This is a genomic window from Mycobacterium sp. MOTT36Y, from assembly GCF_000262165.1.
GTDB classification, from domain to species: domain Bacteria; phylum Actinomycetota; class Actinomycetes; order Mycobacteriales; family Mycobacteriaceae; genus Mycobacterium; species Mycobacterium intracellulare.
Window position 1 is genome coordinate 4,122,788 of sequence record NC_017904.1, and the last position, 17,272, is coordinate 4,140,059.

Here is a 17,272-nt window from a genome sequence, read left to right on the forward strand (position 1 = left end):
CCAGGGCGGGGGTGCGACCGGAAAAGTAACCGCCGCCAGCGTACCCGGCGCTACCGGGACGCCCGGCAAACGAACGCCGTCGCGCGCCCCGAGGTTCCCGACCCGATCCGGGTGATGACCGTCGACAGCGGCCGGCGGCCCCGCAGCCGCATCCGTTTGCGCAGCGCGTCGGGGTCGACCCGCACCCCGCGGACCAATACCTCCAGCGACCCGCAGTCCAGCGCCGAGAGCGCCTGCCGCAGCCGTCGTTCGTCGAAGACCAGCCGCTCGATCACCTCGAAGCCCCGCACCCCGGCCGGCAGCCGATCACCCGAGAGGTAGGCGATGTCGGGATCGAGCTGCCACAGCCCGTGCCGCGCGCCGTAGTGGCGCACCAGCCCGGCCCGGACCACGGCGCCGTCCGGGTCGACGATCCACCGCCCGACTGGGCGCACGCCGCAGTCGTCGGGGTCGGCGTCGGTGACCTGTTCGCCGCGGTCGAGGACGCTCGCCCGCCGGGTGACGCCGGGCCGCGCCAATCCCGACGACCACAGGCAGGCTTCCCGAACCGAGCCGCGATAGGACGTCACCTCGATCTCTCCGTCGAAGCCCAGCCGCCGCACCTCGTCGAAATCGATTCCCGGAGCGCACTTTACGACAAAATCCCGGCCTCGATACGCCTCCAGCAACGCGGCCAGGCCGGGCTGATAGTCGTCGATGCGCAGGCGCCGCCGACCCTCGGCGCGGCGCGCCGGATCGACGACGAGCACGGCATCGCGGGTCACCGGGTGCAGCGCGTCGGCGCGGCAGAGCCCCGCCGCCCCCACGTTGTGGCGGGCCATGGCCAGCCGCACGGCGTCGACGTCGCTGCCCACCGTCGTGATCCCGCGGCCGCGCAGCGCGGCCAGCTCGGTGCCGATCGAACACGTCGCGTCGTGCACGACGGCGTCCGGGGCGGCCTCGGCCAGCCGCCCGGCCCGGTGCACCGCCACCGGCGCGGCGGTGGCTTGCTGCAGCGCCTCGTCGGTGAACAGCCAGTCCGACACGGCGCACCCCAGCCCGCTCAGTTTCTCCGCGGCGCGGCGGCGCAACAGGACCGTCTCCACCAGCACCGCCGCCCGCTCACCGAAGCGGGCGCGGGTCGCGGCGACGTCGGCGACCCGGGTGGCGTCCGTCAGCTCGAGTTCGGCGACGGCCGCCAGCGCCGCGGCGCCGGCTTGCGACCGCAGGTAGCCGACGTCGTCGGCGCTGAACCGCAGCCCACCGCTCAGGAGGGTTTGACCCCGGTCACCATCACGTTGTAGAACCAGCCCTTCGGCACCACGCGCCGCCACACATTGGCATCCGCCCAGCTCAGGGCCTTCCAGCCGTTGAACGCGAATTTCGCCCAGCCCCAGCCGAGCCGCCCGGCCGGCACCGACGCCTCGAAGGTGCGCACCGGCCAGCCGAACATCGCGGCGGTGAACTCCTCGCTGACGGTCCGCACCTCGGTGGCGCCGGCGTTGGCGGCCATCCGCTCGAGGTCACCGGGGGTGAAGGTGTGCAGGTCGACGATGGCCTCCAGCGCCGCGGCGCGGGAGGATTCGTCGAGCTCGGCCTGCGGGCGCCGCCAGCTGCCCAGGCCCGGCAGCTTGGTGACGTTGGTGGCGATCCGCCAGGTCAGCGTGGACAGCTCGCGGGCGTAGACGTCGCCGGCGCTGGTCGGTTCGCCGGCGAAGACGAACCGCCCGCCCGGGCGCAGCACCCGGATCACCTCGCGCAGCGAAAGCTCGACATCGGGAATGTGGTGCAGCACGGCGTGCCCGACGACCAAATCGAAGGTGTTGTCCTCATACGGGATGCCCTCGGCGTCGGCCACGCGGCCGTCGATGTCCAGGCCCAGGGACTGCCCGTTGCGGGTGGCGACCTTGACCATGCCCGGCGACAGGTCGGTCACCGACCCGCGGCGAGCGACCCCGGACTGGATCAGATTCAGCAGGAAAAACCCTGTGCCGCAGCCCAATTCGAGGGCCCGGTCGTAGGGCAACTCCCGCAGCACCGCGTCGGGCACGATGGCGTCGAAACGGCCCCGCGCGTAGTCGATGCAGCGCTGGTCATAGGAGATCGACCACTTCTCGTCGTAGGTTTCGGCCTCCCAGTCGTGATAGAGCACCTGGGCCAGCTTGCTGTCGTGCCGGGCGGCCTCCACCTGCTCGGCGGTGGCGTGGGGCGTCGGAACGGCGTCGGTCGAACTCGTCATGCAGGGCAGCCTAACGGCCGCCGGGATCCGCCCGATCGCCACCGCCCTGACCAGCGGAAAACACCTCCGCGTAGCGGCGGCGTTCGGCGGCGAGCCGCTCGGCGCGCTCCAGGTCGAACACGTCGTTGATCCCGGCCTTGGCGGCGGCCAGCGCGTGCCGGGGGCCGTCGAGGAAACGGCGCGCCCATCGTGCGGCGGCGTCGTAGACGTCGTCGGGCGCCACCATCTCGTCGATGAGGCCCAGCGCCAGGGCTTCCTCGGCGTCGAAGAACCGCCCGCTGAACACCAGCTCCTTGGCCTTGCTCGCCCCCGCAGCCCGGGTCAGGCGGGCCATCGCGTCGCCGCCGGGCACCAGGCCGGCCAGGATTTCGGTCGCGCCGAACTTCACGTTGTCCCCGCTGATGCGCCAATCGGCGGCCAGCGCCAGCGTGAGCCCCGCGCCCAGCGCGTATCCGGTGATCGCGGCCACGGTCGGCTTGGGGATGGCCGCCACCGCGTCGATGGCCTCCTGCCGGACCCGGGCGGCGGTCTCGGCTTCGGCGCCCCGCAGCGTCCGCAGTTCGGGCATGTCGTCGCCGGCCGAGAAGATCTCGTGGCCGCCGAACAGGATCACGACGGCGACGTCGTCCCGGCGCCCCAGTTCCTCGGCCGCGGCGATGACCTCCCGGTAGACCTGGCGGGTCATCGCGTTCGTCGGTGGCCGCGACAGCAGCAGCATGGCCAGGCCGGCGTCCTGCGAGCCGTCGCTGACCACGACGCTGACGAACTCGCTCAATGCCGCCACCCCAGCCCGCCCGCTTCCCGCGCCTGGTGGTAGCGGTCGGAATCGAAGAACTCGAAAACCCAGTTGTCGCCCTGGATTTCGAGGTGCGGCTGCACCGCCACGATCTGGCGCTCCACGGCCAGCACCTCGGCGACGGTCCGCCCGGCCAGCGAGTCCAGCTGCGTCCACGTCGGCGGCAGCAAAAAGCTACGTCCGGCCGCGAAGTCCTCGATCGCCGCCTCCGGCGTCGTCCAGCCCGCCCGGTCGGATTCGGTGTTCTCGCCGTCGGCGCGCTGCCCCTTCGGCAGGGCGCCCACGAAGAAATAGGTGTCGTAGCGCCGCGTGCGCTCGGCCTCCGGGGTGACCCAGTTGGCCCACGGCCGCAACAGGTCCGAGCGCAGCTCCAGGTTCTCCCGCCGCAGGAAATCCGCGAACGACAACGTCCCATCGGCCAGCGCCCGGCGGGCGTCGCCGTACACCGACGCGTCGCCAACGATACTGTCCGGCGCCGAACGGCCCCGGCCCGCCGGCCCCGCGAACAGCACCCCCGATTCCTCGAACGTCTCGCGGGCCGCGGCGCAGACCAGCGCCTCGGCCAGGTCGGGTTCGATGCCGAAGCGCTGCGCCCACCACTCCGGCGGCGGTCCGGCCCAGGCGATGTCGGCGTTGCGGTCGCGGTCGTCGACGCCGCCTCCGGGGAACACCATCGTCCCGGCCGCGAACTCCATCTTGGCGTGCCGCCGCATCAGGAAGACGCCCAGTCCCGGACCCGTGTCTCGGACCAGCATCACGGTCGCCGCCGGCCTGGGGACCAGCGGGGCTTCCTCGGGTGACGTCATAGTTGCCTCCGGTGGGCTGCGCGGGTGCGGACTCGCCGCGCGAAGTAGCGCCCGTCGACGACGTCGAGGGCGATCGCTTGGCCGAACGCGGTGGACAGATTCTCCGCGGTCAGCACGTCGGTGAGCAATCCCGCGGCCACCACCCGACCTTCCGCGAGCAGCATGCAGTGACTGAACCCGGGCGGGATCTCCTCGACGTGGTGCGTGACCAGCACCAGGGCGGGGGCGTCGGGGTCGGCGGCCAGGTCGGCCAGCCGCGCCACCAGCTCCTCGCGGCCGCCCAGGTCCAGGCCGGCGGCCGGTTCGTCGAGCAGCAGCAGTTCGGGGTCGGTCATCAGCGCGCGGGCGATCAGCACCCGCTTGCGCTCGCCCTCCGACAGTGTGCCGTAGGTGCGGTCCGCCAGATGCTCCGCGCCCAGGCTCTCCAGCATGTCGATCGCCCGGCGGTAGTCGACGTCTTCGTAGCGCTCGCGCCAGCGGCCCAGGACCGCGTAGCCGGCCGAGACCACGAGATCGCGCACCACCTCGTCGCCGGGGACGCGCTGCGCCAACGCCGAGGAACTGAGGCCGATGCGGGAACGCAACTCCGTCACGTCGATCCGGCCCAGCCGCTCACCGAGCACGAAAGCCACGCCGGACGAGGGATGTTCGGCGGCCGCGGCGATCCGCAGCAGCGAGGTTTTGCCCGCCCCGTTGGGCCCGACGATGACCCAGCGCTCGTCGAGTTCGACCGCCCAATCCAACGGCCCGACCAGGACGTTGCCGCCGCGCTGCAGCGCCACCTCGCGCAATTCGATCAGCAGATCGGGGTCGGCTGCCTCGCTTCCGTTTTCGGGCACCCGACCATGGTGCCGTATGCCCATCGGATCGACACAAGCAACCTACTCGGGCGGGATTTCCACCCGGCGGACCTCGCCGTCGATCGCGTCGGCCGCCTCGATCTCGCCGCGGGTGATGCCCAGCAGGAACAGCACCGTGTCCAGATACGGGTGGCTCAGCGACGCGTCGGCGACCTCGCGCAGCGCGGGCTTGGCGTTGAACGCGATCCCCAGCCCGGCGGCGGCCAGCATGTCGATGTCGTTGGCGCCGTCGCCCACGGCGACGGTCTGCGCCATCGGAACACCGGCGTGCTGCGCGAATTCCCTTAGCGCCGTTGCTTTTCCGGCCCGGTCAACGATGGGGCCGATCACGCGCCCGGTGAGGGTGCCGTCGACGATCTCGAGCTCGTTGGCCGCGACGTAGTCCAGCATCAGCTCCTCGGCCAGCGGCTCGATGATCCGGCGGAAGCCCCCGGAGACCACGCCGCACGCGTAACCCAGCCGCCGCAGGGTCCGCAGCGTGGTCCGCGCGCCCGGCATCAGCTCCAGCTGATCGGCGACCTCGTCGATCACCGTGGCGGGCAGGCCGGCCAGCGTCGCGACCCGCTGCTCGAGCGACTGCGCGAAGTCCAGCTCGCCGCGCATCGCGGCGTCGGTGATCGCGGCGACCTTGCCCTCGGCGCCCGCCTTGGCCGCCAGCATCTCGATGACCTCACCCTGCACCAGGGTGGAGTCCACGTCGAACACGATGAGCCGCTTGGCCCGCCGCTCCAGCGTGTAGTCCTCGACCGCGACGTCGACGTGCTCCTCGCTGGACACCCGGTTCAGGGCGGTCCGCAGCCGGCCGTCGGTCCCGGGCGGCACCGAGACACGCAACTCCAGCCCCGTCACCGGATAGTCGGAGACCCCGCGGATCAGGTCGATGTTGACGCCCAGCGCGGCCACCTCGCGGGCCACCGCGCCGAACGCGCCGGCGGTGATGGGCCGGCCCAGGACGAAGATGGTGTGCGTCGAGGGTTCCCGGATGATCGGCACGTCGTCGCTGCGCTCGATGCTGACGTCCAGGCCCACCTTGCGGATGGCCGACTCGACGTCGTGGCGAAGCTCGTCGCCGTCGGCGACGGCCGCCGGGCAGCACACCAGCACGCCGAGCGTCAGCCGGTGCCGGATCACCACCTGTTCGACGTTGAGCAGCTCGACCCCGTGCCGTGACAACGCCTCGAAAAGGGTCGCGGTCACACCCGGTTGGTCCACGCCGGTGACGGTGATCAGCACCGACACCTTGGGTGGTGAGTTCACTCGCGACAGCCGCCCGTCAGGCCATCAGCTGCGAACCTGGACGTCGTCCAGCCTGGTGACGTCCTTGTCCGCGGGCCCGTGCGCCCGGCCCACATGCGCCTCGGCGCGCAGCCGTTCCACCATGTGCGGGTAGTGCAACTCGAATGCCGGCCGCTCCGAACGGATTCGGGGCAGCTCGGTGAAGTTGTGCCGCGGCGGCGGGCAGCTGGTCGCCCACTCCAGGGAGTTGCCGTAGCCCCACGGGTCGTCGACCGTGACGACCTCGCCGTAGCGCCAGCTCTTGAAGACGTTCCAGACGAACGGGAACATCGACGCGCCCAGGATGAAGGCGCCCACGGTCGACGCGATGTTGTAGGGCTGGAAGCCGTCGCTGGGCAGGTAGTCGGCGTAGCGCCGCGGCATGCCGAGGTCGCCCAGCCAGTGCTGCACCAGGAAGGTGGTGTGGAACCCGATGAACGTCAACCAGAAGTGCAGCTTGCCCAGCCGCTCGTCGAGCAGGCGGCCGGTCATCTTCGGGAACCAGAAGTAGATGCCCGCATACGTCGCGAACACGATGGTGCCGAACAGCACGTAGTGGAAGTGGGCGACGACGAAGTAGCTGTCGGTGACGTGGAAGTCCAGCGGCGGGCTGGCCAGCATCACGCCGGTCAGGCCACCGAGCAGGAAGGTGAGCAGGAAGCCGACCGAGAACAGCATCGGTGTCTCAAAGGTCAACTGCCCCTTCCACATTGTGCCGATCCAGTTGAAGAACTTGATCCCGGTGGGCACCGCGATCAGGTACGTCATGAACGAGAAGAACGGCAGCAGAACGGCTCCGGTGGCGAACATGTGGTGCGCCCACACAGCTACCGACAAGGCCGCGATCGACAGCGTCGCGTACACCAGCGTGGTGTAGCCGAAGACCGGCTTGCGCGAGAACACCGGGATGATCTCGGTGACGATGCCGAAGAACGGCAGCGCGATGATGTAGACCTCGGGGTGGCCGAAGAACCAGAACAGGTGCTGCCACAACAGGACTCCGCCGTTGGACGCGTCGTAGATGTGGGCGCCCAGATGGCGGTCGGCGGCCAGTCCGAACAGCGCGGCGGTCAGGATCGGGAACGCGATCAGGATCAGGATCGAAGTCACCAGGATGTTCCAGGTGAAGATCGGCATCCGGAACATCGTCATCCCGGGCGCGCGCATGCACACCACGGTGGTGATCATGTTGACCGCCCCGAGGATGGTCCCCAGACCGGCGAGGATCAGCCCGGTGATCCACAGGTCTCCCCCGGCGCCGGGCGAGTGGACGGCGTCAGACAGCGGTGTGTAGGCGGTCCAGCCGAAGTCGGCGGCCCCACCCGGGACGATGAAGCCGGACGCGGCGATCAGCCCGCCGAACAAGAACAGCCAGTACGAGAAGGCGTTCAGCCGCGGGAACGCCACGTCGGGCGCCCCGATCTGCAGCGGCAGCACCAGGTTGGCGAAACCGAACACCACCGGGGTGGCGTAGAGCAGCAGCATGATCGTGCCGTGCATGGTGAACAGCTGATTGAACTGCTCGTTGGACAGGAACTGCAGCCCGGGAGCGGCCAACTCGGTGCGCATCAGCAACGCCATCAGCCCGCCTATGAAGAAGAAGGCGAAGCAGGTGACGGTGTACATCACGCCGATCAGCTTGTGATCGGTGGTCGTGATCAGTTTGTAGACGAGGTTCCCTTTGGGGCCCATGCGGTCCGGGTACGGACGAACGGCCTCGAGTTCTCCCAAGGGGGGCGCTTCGGCTGTCAACAGCTTCTCCAAACATCCGGATCGGACACTGGCCCAACATCACTATTGAGTCGAATCTTAGCCGTCGATGATGGCGACGTCAGGGCTGGTCCTACAAACTGTCGTAAATGGGTCTGCGGGGCGCCGCGTCCTTCGTCGCGGCGCCGGGAGGGGTCGATGGTGGCGACCCGCTTCGCCCGGCTCCGCCGCGCTCGCGATCGCCACGGGTCGATGGTGGCGACCCGCTTCGCCCGGCTCCGCCGCGCTCGCGATCGCCATGGGGGTCGGCGATGTTAGCGTCTGACGTGTGTCGTTCGGCGTGATCAGACCCCCCCCGGCTGGCCCCCGGGTTCGCCGTCGCCGGCGCCGTGGCGGCCGCGGTCGTGCTGGCATGCGGCGGCTGCGGATCCCACCGGCCCGCCGCCACGCCCCCGGCCCGTTCGCTGGTCACCCCCACCACGCAAATCGCGGGGGCCGGGGTGCTCGGAAACGACCGCCGGCCCGACGATTCGTGCGCCCGCGAGGCCGCCGAGGCCGACGCGGGGGCCGCGAAGCGGCGCGTCCACAACGCCGCCGGCGTCGAGCCGGACGTGGTGCAGGTGCCCGCCGACCCGCAGCGCATCGTGGTGCTCTCCGGCGATCAGCTCGACGCGTTGTGCGCGCTGGGCCTGCAATCGCGGGTGGTCGCCGCCGCGCTGCCGGACGGCTCGCCGACCCAGCCCGCGTATCTCGGTGGCGCGGTGCACGGTGTGCCCGGCGCCGGCACGCGCTCCCACCCGGACGTGAAGGCGATCGAGGCGGCCCACCCCGATCTCATCCTGGGCTCCCAGGGGTTGACGCCCACCCTGTATCCGCAGCTGGCGGCGATCGCCCCGACGGTGTTCACCGGCGCGCCGGGCGCGGGGTGGGAGGACAACCTGCGCGCCGTCGGCGCCGCCACCGCGCGCGGCACCGAGATGGACGGGTTGCTCGGCGGGTTCGCGAAACGGGCGACCGACGTAGGCGCGCGCCACGACGCCTCCCACTTTCAGGCGTCGATCGTGCGACTGACCACCGAGGCGATCCGGGTCTACGGCGCCAACAACTTCCCGGCCAGCGTGCTCGGCTCGGTCGGCGTCGACCGGCCGGCGACGCAGCGGTTCACCGACAAGCCCTACGTCGAGATCGGCGCCACCGACGCCGACCTCGCGAAGGATCCCGACCTGTCCATCGCCGACGCCGACGTGGTGTACCTGTCGTGCGCCACCCCGGCCGCCGCCGACCGTGCCGCCACGGTGCTCGACAGCGGCCCGTGGCGCAAGCTGTCGGCCAACCGCGACAACCGGGTCTATGTCGTCAACGACGAGATCTGGCAAACCGGCGAGGGGCTGATCGCGGCCCGCGGCATCGTCGACGACCTGCGCCTGGTGAACGCCCCCATCAACTGAGGCCGGGCCAGTCGAACGTGATGTTCGCCCCGATAGTTGGCGGAAGAACGTTACCCTAGCTAAAATTTTGGTCGAAGCCATCGGACCGAAGAGGAATATTCATGCGCACTGTTTCGGCATACGCCGCCACGTCGGCGACCGAACCGCTGACCAAGACCACCATCGAGCGGCGCGACCCGGGCCCGCGCGACGTGGCGATCGACATCAAATTCGCCGGCATCTGCCACTCCGACATCCACACCGCCAAGGGCGAATGGGGCACGCCGAATTACCCCGTGGTCGTGGGCCACGAGATCGCCGGCGTCGTGACCGAGGTCGGCGCCGAGGTCACCAAGTTCAAGGTGGGCGACCACGTCGGCGTGGGTTGCATGGTGAATTCCTGCGGCCGGTGCAGCAGCTGCGACGCCGGGCTCGAGCAGTACTGCAAGAACGGCGCGACCTTCACCTACAACTCGATCGATAAGGACGGCACGTCGACGCAGGGCGGGTACAGCCAGGCGGTCGTCGTCGACGAGAACTTCGTCTTGCGCATCCCCGACTCGCTGCCGCTGGACAAGGCGGCGCCGCTGCTGTGCGCGGGCATCACGCTGTTCTCGCCGCTGCGGCACTGGAAGGCCGGGCCGGGCACCCGGCTGGCGATCATCGGCCTGGGCGGCCTGGGGCACATGGGCGTCAAGCTGGGCGCGGCGATGGGCGCCGAGGTCACCGTGCTCTCGCAGTCGCTGAAGAAGATGGAAGACGGGCTGCGGTTGGGCGCCAAGCATTACTACGCCACCGCCGACCGCGAGACCTTCAAGAAGTTGCGCAGCAGCTTCGACCTGATGCTCAACACCGTCTCGGCGAACCTGAATCTCAACGACTACCTGAGCCTGCTCGACGTCGACGGCACCCTCGTCGAATTGGGCATCCCCGAGCACCCCATGGAGGTGGGCGCGTTCCCGCTGGCGCTGGCGCGCCGCAGCCTGTCCGGGTCGAACATCGGCGGGATCGCCGAGACCCAGGAAATGCTGGACTTCTGCGCCGAACACAACGTGACGCCCGAAATCGAGGTCATCGACCCCGACTACATCAACGAGGCGTACGAGCGCGTCCTGGCCAGCGACGTCCGCTACCGCTTCGTCATCGACATCTCGAAGCTGTAGCGGCTCAGGACGCCGTGTGGGGGGCCGGCTCGGCCTTGCCGTTGGCCGCGCCGGGATTTTCGGCCGCCTCGGGCGGGTGTGTGATGCCCGCCAGCGGCCAGCCCGCCGCGGCCAGCCGGGCGGCCACCCGCGCGATGTTCTCCGGGCCGGCGTCGTAGTGGGTCATGTCGGAGATGAAATCGGCGATCACGTCGCGGTTGATCTCCTCGCCCGGCCTGGTTTCCTCGTCTATCGCGTCGACGACTTCCTTGATCTGGTCCTCGGTCAGCGGGGTGCTGCGCAGCAGCTCCAACAGCGGTACACGGTCGGGTCCGGGAACGCCGTCGGGGTAGCCGCATTGCAGCCACTGGATCACTGAACGGAAGAAAGCGGCCGTAGAAGATGGGGTAATCGCCACGCCCACCAGTCTCCCGGCAACCCGGCCGGCGGCGCCACCGGGCCGCCGCGGGGTCGCCACAATTCACGCGGCGTTCACACACCGCTTGGCTGAATGCCCTGCTAGAAGTCCCAGTCCTCGTCCTCGGTGACGACGGCCTTGCCGATCACGTACGACGAGCCCGAGCCGGAGAAGAAGTCGTGGTTCTCGTCGGCGTTCGGTGAGAGCGCCGACAGTATCGCCGGGTTCACGTCAGTCTCGTCGCGCGGGAACAGCGCCTCGTAGCCGAGGTTCATCAGCGCCTTGTTGGCGTTGTAGCGCAGGAACTTCTTGACGTCCTCGGTGAGCCCGACCTCGTCGTAGAGGTCCTGGGTGTACTCCACCTCGTTGTCGTAGAGCTCGAAGAGCAACTCGTAGGTGTAGTCCTTGAGCTCCTGCTTGCGTGCGTCGTCGACCAGCGCCAGGCCGCGCTGGAATTTGTAGCCGATGTAGTAGCCGTGGACGGCCTCGTCGCGGATGATCAGCCGGATCATGTCGGCGGTGTTGGTCAGCTTGGCCCGGCTCGACCAGTACATCGGCAGGTAGAAGCCGGAGTAGAAGAGGAAGCTTTCCAGCAGCGTGGAGGCGACCTTGCGCTTGAGCGGCTCGTCGCCCTTGTAGTACTGCATGACGATCTCGGCCTTGCGCTGCAGGTTGGGGTTCTCCTCCGACCAGCGGAACGCGTCGTCGATCTCGGCCGTCGAGCACAGCGTGGAGAAGATGTTGCTGTAGCTGCGCGCGTGCACCGACTCCATGAAGGCGATGTTGGTGTAGACGGCCTCCTCGTGCGGGGTCAGCGCGTCGGGAATGAGGCTGACCGCCCCGACCGTGCCCTGGATGGTGTCCAGCAGCGTCAGGCCGGTGAACACCCGCATGGTCATCTGCTTTTCGTGGGCGGTCAGGGTGCCCCACGACGGCAGGTCGTTGGACACCGGCACCTTCTCGGGCAACCAGAAGTTGCCGGTGAGCCGGTCCCACACCTCCGCGTCTTTTTCGTCCTGCAGCCGGTTCCAGTTGATCGCCGAAACGCGGTCAATCAGCTTCATGTTTTCGGTCACCAGAACCCCGCTTCACACGCCGTTTTGCCTGAGGGACGTCAGGCTCCAGACACTACCCCTGGGGTACGACAACCGAGCGCAACACAAGAAGTTGTGTTTTGCGTGTCGCGGACGCCCGCGGGCCGCCGGATTTGCCTCTTCACTCCAGTATGCGCGCGGGGGCCGGCGTTTCGTGGGCATAACCGGGGACGGGATGTACCATTTGGTACATGATTACCGAAGACAGCGTCGAGATCGACGCGCCGGCGCACGTGGTGTGGAAGGTGTTCAGCGATGTCGAGCGCTGGCCCGAGTGGACGGCCTCGGTGACGTCGCTGGCCGCGGTGGACGGGCCCGGGCTCGCGGTCGGCAAGCGGTTCGCGATCAAGCAGCCACGCATGTCGAAGCTGGTCTGGAAGATCACCGAGCTCGAGCCGGGGACGTCCTGGACCTGGGAGCAACGCGCCCCCGGCGCGCGGGCCAGCGCCCGCCATGATGTGATCGCCCAGCCGGGCGGCGGCACCCTGGTGCGCCAGCGCATCGACCAGAACGGCATGCTCGGCGCGCTGGTCGGGCGGCTCATGCGATCGATGACCCGGCGATACCTCAAACTCGAGGCCCAGGGCCTCAAGGCCCGCTCCGAGCAGCTCAGCCGCGCCGATGGCGCGCACCCCTGACACCGAGCGGCGCCGCCAACTCCTCGATGCCCTCGTCACCGAGTTCGCCACCGGCGGCGTCGGCGACCGGTCGCTGCGCGCGGTGGCCGACGCGGTCGGCACCAGTCACCGAATGTTGTTGCACCACTTCGGGTCTCGGGAAGGACTGCTGGTAGCGATCGTCGAGGAGGTCGAGCGCCGCCAGATGGGGCTGCTGGCCGAGTTGCCCGACGACCCGGTCGAGGGCTTCGCCGCCATGTGGGCCGATGTCCGCCGGCCCGAACTGCGACAGTTCGAGCGCCTCTTCTTCGAGTGTTACGCCCGCGCCGCGCAGGGCGAAAAGCCTTTCGCGCGAATGGTTCCCGGCGCCGTCGACGGCTGGCTGGGCGAGGTCAAGGAGGCCGCCGACGGCCCGGTCGACCCCGCCCTGGCGAGGCTCGGGCTGGCCGTAATCCGTGGCCTGCTACTGGATCTCGTGGCCACCGACGATGACGCCGGCGTGGACGCGGCCGCGCGCGCCTTCGCGGAACTGCTCCGCTGATTCGTACCGGTGCCTCAGTTGGCGGTGTGCACGATCAGGACATCGGTCTTGACCCGGCGGGAGACCTCGGACGGCACCGATCCCAGCAGCCGCCCGGCGACGCTGTTGAGCCCGACGTTGCCCACGACCATCAGGTCGGCACGGACCTCCTCGGCGACCTGCACCAGCACGTTGATGGGCGCGCCGACGATCGACCGTTCCTCCACGTTATTGGCCCCCGCTTGGTGCGCCCGTTCCGTGGCGTCGCGAAGGATCCTGTAGTACGGGGCCTCCCCAACCGTCCGATAGTCCTGGCCGTGGTCGCTCCCAGGCGGGATGGCGTAGCGGCCGCGTTCCTTGGGGACGGGGAGATGCGCCGTCACCACGATCAATCGCGCGCCGTGGTCCGCGGCGATTGCCGCCGCGCGCTCCACCGCGAGCAGCGACGAGTCCGAGCCATCGGTGCCGACCACGACGGTCTGATAGGCGCTCATTTCCCTATCACTGTAACGCCCGGCGGCGGCCAAATCTCCAAACGAATTGGCTCAACTTTGCACGGCGGCCGCGTGCCTGCCCGTGCCGACCCCGAAGAACTGATACTCCGCGGGCCTGACCGAGCGCGTGGCCCGCCAGTACTCCCAGGTGTAGCCGCCCCACAGCACGGTGTTCTTGCCGTGCTCGTCCAGATACCAGCTGCTGCAGCCGCCGCTGTTCCACACCGACGGGCCCAGCCGGCGCTGCAGCTCGTCGTTGAACTCGTCCTGGGCGGCCCGGGTCGGGGCGAGCGCCTGCGCGCCCAGCTTGTCGCAGGTGGCGATCGCGTCGGCGACGTAACGGATTTGGGACTCGATCATGAACACCACCGAGTTGTGTCCCAGCCCGGTGTTGGGGCCCAGCAGGAAGAACAGGTTGGGCACGTCGGCCACGGTGATCCCGCGGTGGGCGCCGATGCCCTCGCGGTTCCAGCGGTCCACCAGATCCTCGCCGTGCAGGCCCTTGATCTGGACGTAGGTGTAGGAGTCGGTGACGTGAAAGCCGGTGGCGTACACGATCACGTCGGCCTGGCGGTGCGTGCCGTCGACGGTGTCGATGCCGTCGGCGGTGATCCGGGCGATGTGGTCGGTGACCAGTTCGGTCTTCGGGTCGGCGACCGCACCGTAATAGGTGGAGGAGTTCAGGATGCGCTTGCACCCGACGCGGTAGTTGGGAATCAGCTTGCGGCGCAACTCCCGATCCTTGACCGATCGGCGAATGTTGTACTTGCAGTACGCCTCGATGAACTTGAGCAGGTTGGGCCGCTTGGTCATGCCGAAGGCCAAAGCCTCCTGGCCCCAGTAGATGACAAGTCGCACGAGCGCGCGCAGGCCGGGCACGTTCTCCATGGCCCGGCGCACCGCCAACGGGATCTCGGGGTTCGAGCGCGGCACCACCCACGGCGGGGTGCGTTGGTAGAGCTGAAGTTCGGCGACCTGCCCGACGATCTCCGGCACGATCTGGATCGCGCTGGCGCCGGTACCGATCACCGCCACCCGCTTGCCGGTCAGGTCGACGCTGTGGTCCCACTCCGCGGAATGGAAAGCGGGACCGGCGAATTCGTCGCGACCCTCGATGTCGGGCATGGACGGGATGTGCAGCGCGCCGGCGCCCGAGATCAGGAACTGCGCGACGTATTCGCGCCCGTCGGCGGTGAACACGTGCCAGCGGTGCTCGTCGTCGTCCCAGTGGGCCCGATCCACCAGCGAGTTGAACTCGATGTAGCGGCGCAGCCCGTACTTCTCTGTGACGCCCTGGAGATAGTCCCAGATCTCGGGCTGATACGAGAACGGGTTCTTCCAGTCCGGCTTGGGCTCGAACGAAAACGAATACAGGTGCGACGGGATGTCGCAGGCGCACCCGGGGTAGCTGTTGTCGCGCCAGGTGCCGCCGATGTCGTCGGCCTTTTCCAGGATGACGAAGCCCACACCCTGCTTCTGCAGCGCGATGGCCATCCCCAGGCCGGAGAACCCGGTCCCGATGATGACGGCGCGGGTGTGGACGGGTTTGGAGGCCTTGGCCGCCGGAACCGGGGCGGTCTCGGTGTGTGTCACGACGTCGGTCACGGTCGATCGGTCTTTCTAGTCGGGCCAGTCTCGGGTCGGCGCTCGCCGGCATCCTCGGCCGTAGCCGCCCGGCTGGCGCAGATACCCAGTACCCAGGGTATCGGTTGGGACGAGTGTTGACGATCGCCAGGGCGATGTCAACGTGCCGAAGGTTCTCAGCCCGCGGCGCGGTTGGCCGGGACCACGCTGTGGATCGGCTCGTCAGGGTCCATGCGGATGCCGAGCGCCTCGGCGGTGCCGACGATGACCCCCATCATGATGGTCGTGAGGTGGGCGACGAATTGCTCGCGCGGCATGCGAAGCGGGCTGTCGGGGTCGGGGCCCAGCCACCACTCGGTGGCCGAGGCGGCGCAGCCGAACGCCGCGTTCCCGGCCAGCTCGACGGCCGCGTGGTCCAGCTCCATCTCGCGCAACTCGTTGTCGAACATGTCGGCCACCGCCAGGGTGATGCCGCGTCCCTCGTTGAGGATCTGGGGGCTCGCCGCCGAGCGGCCCTGAATGAAGACCCGCAGCACGTTGGGGTGCTTGTCGACCAGGTTGACGTACTCCTCGACGGCGCGCCGGATCACCTCGCGGGACGAGTCCGTTTTCAGGTCGATGGACGGGAAGATCGCCGCCCACAACATGTCGCGCAGCCGCTCCCCGATCGCCTGGAACAGGTCGGACTTGTCGTGAAAATGCCGGTAGATCTTCGGTTTGGCGGTGCCCGCCTCCTCGGCGATCTCCCGCACGGACAGCTCGGGTCCCAGGCGGTCGATGGCGCGGAACGCCGCGTCGACGATCTCGCCGCGCACCTTCTTGCGGTGCTCGCGCCAGCGTTCGCTGCGCGCGTCGACCTTGGCCCCCGGCTTGGCGGCCGGGTGGGGCCTGGGAGGTCGAGGCATTCTCACCACCTCACGCACTTTACCCCGTCGTCGCTTCTGACCTGGGCAGACTGGCCCAGACGAAGACACCGCGGTTAACGGTGCCGCTGGGCGTACTCCCCCGGGCTGCAGCCGAGCATCGACCGGAACTCGTTGGTGAAATGCGCCTGGTCATACCAGCCGAGCCGGACGGCCAGGTCGGCGAAGTCGACGCGTCGATCGCTCTCGATCGCCAACGCAGCTTGCTGCAGGCGGTAACGGCACAGCACCCACTTGACCGGCACACCGACATAGCGCCGGAACACGCGCTGAGTGGTTCGCGCGCTCCAGGGCGAGCACGCCATCACCTGCTCCACGCGGTGCAAAGCCTCGTCGTCGTGCATCCGGCGGAGCAGCGCCGTGAGGGCGTCGTAGGTCGGGTCGCAGATGGTCGCAGCGCCGATCGCCATGTCCAGTTGTGCGGCGGCGAGCTCGATGTCGTCGTCGAAAAGCGTTGGACCGCTGAACAAGTCGTCGTCGACTCGAACGATTCGGCCGGTCAGCGCAGCCGCATCGCGTCCGAATCGGGCGGTGAACCCGCCGGCGCGGAAGCGCGCACCGACAACCGCACCACGCCCCGACAACGTGATGGTGAAGACCCTCTCGACGACGCCGTGTACCAACGTGGCGGGCAAAGCGAATCCATGGCGCGGGGAGTCGGTGCCCCATTCATGGCTCAGGTTGATCGACGGGAAAGTGATCACCTGACTTTCACGCGGCGGCTGTCCCGTCAGATCCCAGCACACCGACCAAAAATGCTCGACGAACTTGGCTGCGGCCTGCGACGGCGCTTGGCGACGGAGGTCGAACGTCGATGCGCTGCCCGCGCGTCCGACCACGCCCGGCTGTGGACCGATCGCCTGTGGCGCGTTTTTCCAAGCCTCCACATGACGAATCTAGCCAACCTGGATTGCATGAATGTGCAACCGATTCCCGAGGGCTACACGAGTTTGACCCCGTTCTTGGTCGTCGATGGCGCCGAAGCCGCCATCAGCTTTTACATCGACGTCTTCGGCGCGACACTCGTCGAGAAGATGGCCGGACCGAATGACACGATCGCGCACGCGGAACTGGACTTCGGCCACGGCAGGTTGCAGCTGTCCGATCCCAACCCCGGCTACCACCTCGAAGCCCCCGGCCGGACAGAATCGGTGACCCATTCGGTGGTGTTTTACTGCACCGACGTCGACGCCGTGCTGGCGCGGGCCCAGCGAGCGGGCGCGACGGTACGCGAAGAGGCCCAGACCTTCGTCACGGGCGACCGGTTCGGCTCAATCGTCGACCCTTTCGGGCAACGCTGGTCGATCATGACAAGGGTCGAAGACATGGATCCCGCCGAGCGCGAACACCGGCTTGCCAGCTGGGGCGCCGACAACCTGTAAAGCACT

At 68.8% G+C, this 17,272-nt stretch carries 18 protein-coding genes; 5 read left to right on the top strand and 13 right to left on the bottom strand.

Annotated features, from left to right (window positions below):
• Positions 1-50 precede the first annotated feature (50 nt).
• From W7S_RS18610 to ctaD, 7 genes are read right to left on the bottom strand one after another with little or no spacing between them, the layout of a single operon-like run.
• Positions 51-1,289, bottom strand: a complete 1,239-nt coding sequence (locus W7S_RS18610; protein WP_179960106.1) for a class I SAM-dependent methyltransferase — start codon at positions 1,287-1,289, stop codon at positions 51-53.
• Entirely contained in the window at positions 1,247-2,218 is a 972-nt protein-coding gene (locus W7S_RS18615; protein ID WP_008259148.1) for a class I SAM-dependent methyltransferase, read from the bottom strand. The genes W7S_RS18610 and W7S_RS18615 overlap by 43 nt, the downstream gene beginning before the upstream one ends.
• Positions 2,219-2,228: 10 nt before the next feature.
• On the bottom strand, positions 2,229-2,993 hold the full coding sequence (locus W7S_RS18620) for an enoyl-CoA hydratase (protein ID WP_050989422.1): 765 nt from the start codon (positions 2,991-2,993) through the stop codon (positions 2,229-2,231).
• Complete coding sequence (locus W7S_RS18625; RefSeq protein WP_008259152.1) at positions 2,990-3,820, bottom strand: NUDIX hydrolase; 831 nt, start codon at positions 3,818-3,820, stop codon at positions 2,990-2,992. Before W7S_RS18625 ends, W7S_RS18620 begins: the two co-directional genes overlap by 4 nt.
• Positions 3,817-4,677 (bottom strand): ABC transporter ATP-binding protein, encoded by an 861-nt coding sequence (locus W7S_RS18630; RefSeq protein ID WP_029385157.1) that lies wholly within the window; start codon positions 4,675-4,677, stop codon positions 3,817-3,819. The genes W7S_RS18625 and W7S_RS18630 overlap by 4 nt, the downstream gene beginning before the upstream one ends.
• 24 nt (positions 4,678-4,701) lie before the next feature.
• Positions 4,702-5,937, bottom strand: a complete 1,236-nt coding sequence (gene serB / locus W7S_RS18635) for a phosphoserine phosphatase SerB (RefSeq protein ID WP_008259156.1) — start codon at positions 5,935-5,937, stop codon at positions 4,702-4,704.
• Between the two features lie 24 nt (positions 5,938-5,961).
• Positions 5,962-7,707, bottom strand: coding sequence for a cytochrome c oxidase subunit I (ctaD, locus tag W7S_RS18640; protein WP_008259158.1), 1,746 nt, complete (start codon positions 7,705-7,707; stop codon positions 5,962-5,964).
• A gap of 317 nt (positions 7,708-8,024) precedes the next feature.
• On the opposite strand from ctaD, the gene W7S_RS18645 reads away from it, so the two are divergent.
• Positions 8,025-9,113 (top strand): iron-siderophore ABC transporter substrate-binding protein, encoded by a 1,089-nt coding sequence (locus W7S_RS18645; protein WP_041297969.1) that lies wholly within the window; start codon positions 8,025-8,027, stop codon positions 9,111-9,113.
• 101 nt (positions 9,114-9,214) lie between these two features.
• Positions 9,215-10,255: an NAD(P)-dependent alcohol dehydrogenase gene (locus W7S_RS18650; protein ID WP_008259160.1), complete on the top strand. Its 1,041-nt coding sequence runs from the start codon at positions 9,215-9,217 to the stop codon at positions 10,253-10,255.
• A gap of 4 nt (positions 10,256-10,259) precedes the next feature.
• Here W7S_RS18650 and W7S_RS18655 read toward each other — a convergent pair whose 3' ends face one another.
• Complete coding sequence (locus W7S_RS18655; protein WP_008259162.1) at positions 10,260-10,610, bottom strand: DUF3349 domain-containing protein; 351 nt, start codon at positions 10,608-10,610, stop codon at positions 10,260-10,262.
• 143 nt (positions 10,611-10,753) lie between these two features.
• A complete protein-coding gene (nrdF, locus tag W7S_RS18660) occupies positions 10,754-11,728 on the bottom strand; it encodes a class 1b ribonucleoside-diphosphate reductase subunit beta (RefSeq protein WP_009954743.1) in 975 nt (324 codons plus the stop codon).
• A gap of 209 nt (positions 11,729-11,937) precedes the next feature.
• Here nrdF and W7S_RS18665 point away from each other — a divergent pair, with 209 nt between their 5' ends.
• A complete protein-coding gene (locus tag W7S_RS18665; protein ID WP_008259170.1) occupies positions 11,938-12,384 on the top strand; it encodes an SRPBCC family protein in 447 nt (148 codons plus the stop codon).
• Entirely contained in the window at positions 12,368-12,904 is a 537-nt protein-coding gene (locus W7S_RS18670) for a TetR/AcrR family transcriptional regulator (protein ID WP_008259171.1), read from the top strand. The genes W7S_RS18665 and W7S_RS18670 overlap by 17 nt, the downstream gene beginning before the upstream one ends.
• 14 nt (positions 12,905-12,918) lie before the next feature.
• Here W7S_RS18670 and W7S_RS18675 read toward each other — a convergent pair whose 3' ends face one another.
• From W7S_RS18675 to W7S_RS18690, 4 genes are all read right to left on the bottom strand, one after another.
• Positions 12,919-13,377, bottom strand: a complete 459-nt coding sequence (locus W7S_RS18675; protein WP_008259174.1) for a universal stress protein — start codon at positions 13,375-13,377, stop codon at positions 12,919-12,921.
• Positions 13,378-13,428: 51 nt separating this feature from the next.
• Entirely contained in the window at positions 13,429-14,982 is a 1,554-nt protein-coding gene (locus W7S_RS18680) for an NAD(P)/FAD-dependent oxidoreductase (RefSeq protein ID WP_008259176.1), read from the bottom strand.
• A 155-nt stretch (positions 14,983-15,137) separates the two neighbouring features.
• Entirely contained in the window at positions 15,138-15,866 is a 729-nt protein-coding gene (locus W7S_RS18685; protein ID WP_008259177.1) for a TetR/AcrR family transcriptional regulator, read from the bottom strand.
• Positions 15,867-15,940: 74 nt separating this feature from the next.
• Positions 15,941-16,771 carry a helix-turn-helix domain-containing protein gene (locus tag W7S_RS18690; RefSeq protein WP_008259179.1) on the bottom strand — a complete coding sequence of 277 codons (831 nt, stop codon included), beginning with the start codon at positions 16,769-16,771 and terminating at the stop codon, positions 15,941-15,943.
• A 27-nt stretch (positions 16,772-16,798) separates the two neighbouring features.
• On the opposite strand from W7S_RS18690, the gene W7S_RS18695 reads away from it, so the two are divergent.
• The gene (locus W7S_RS18695) at positions 16,799-17,266 is read left to right on the top strand and encodes a glyoxalase/bleomycin resistance/extradiol dioxygenase family protein (RefSeq protein ID WP_008259180.1); all 468 of its coding nucleotides are present in this window, start codon (positions 16,799-16,801) and stop codon (positions 17,264-17,266) included.
• The last annotated feature ends 6 nt before the right edge of the window (positions 17,267-17,272 follow it).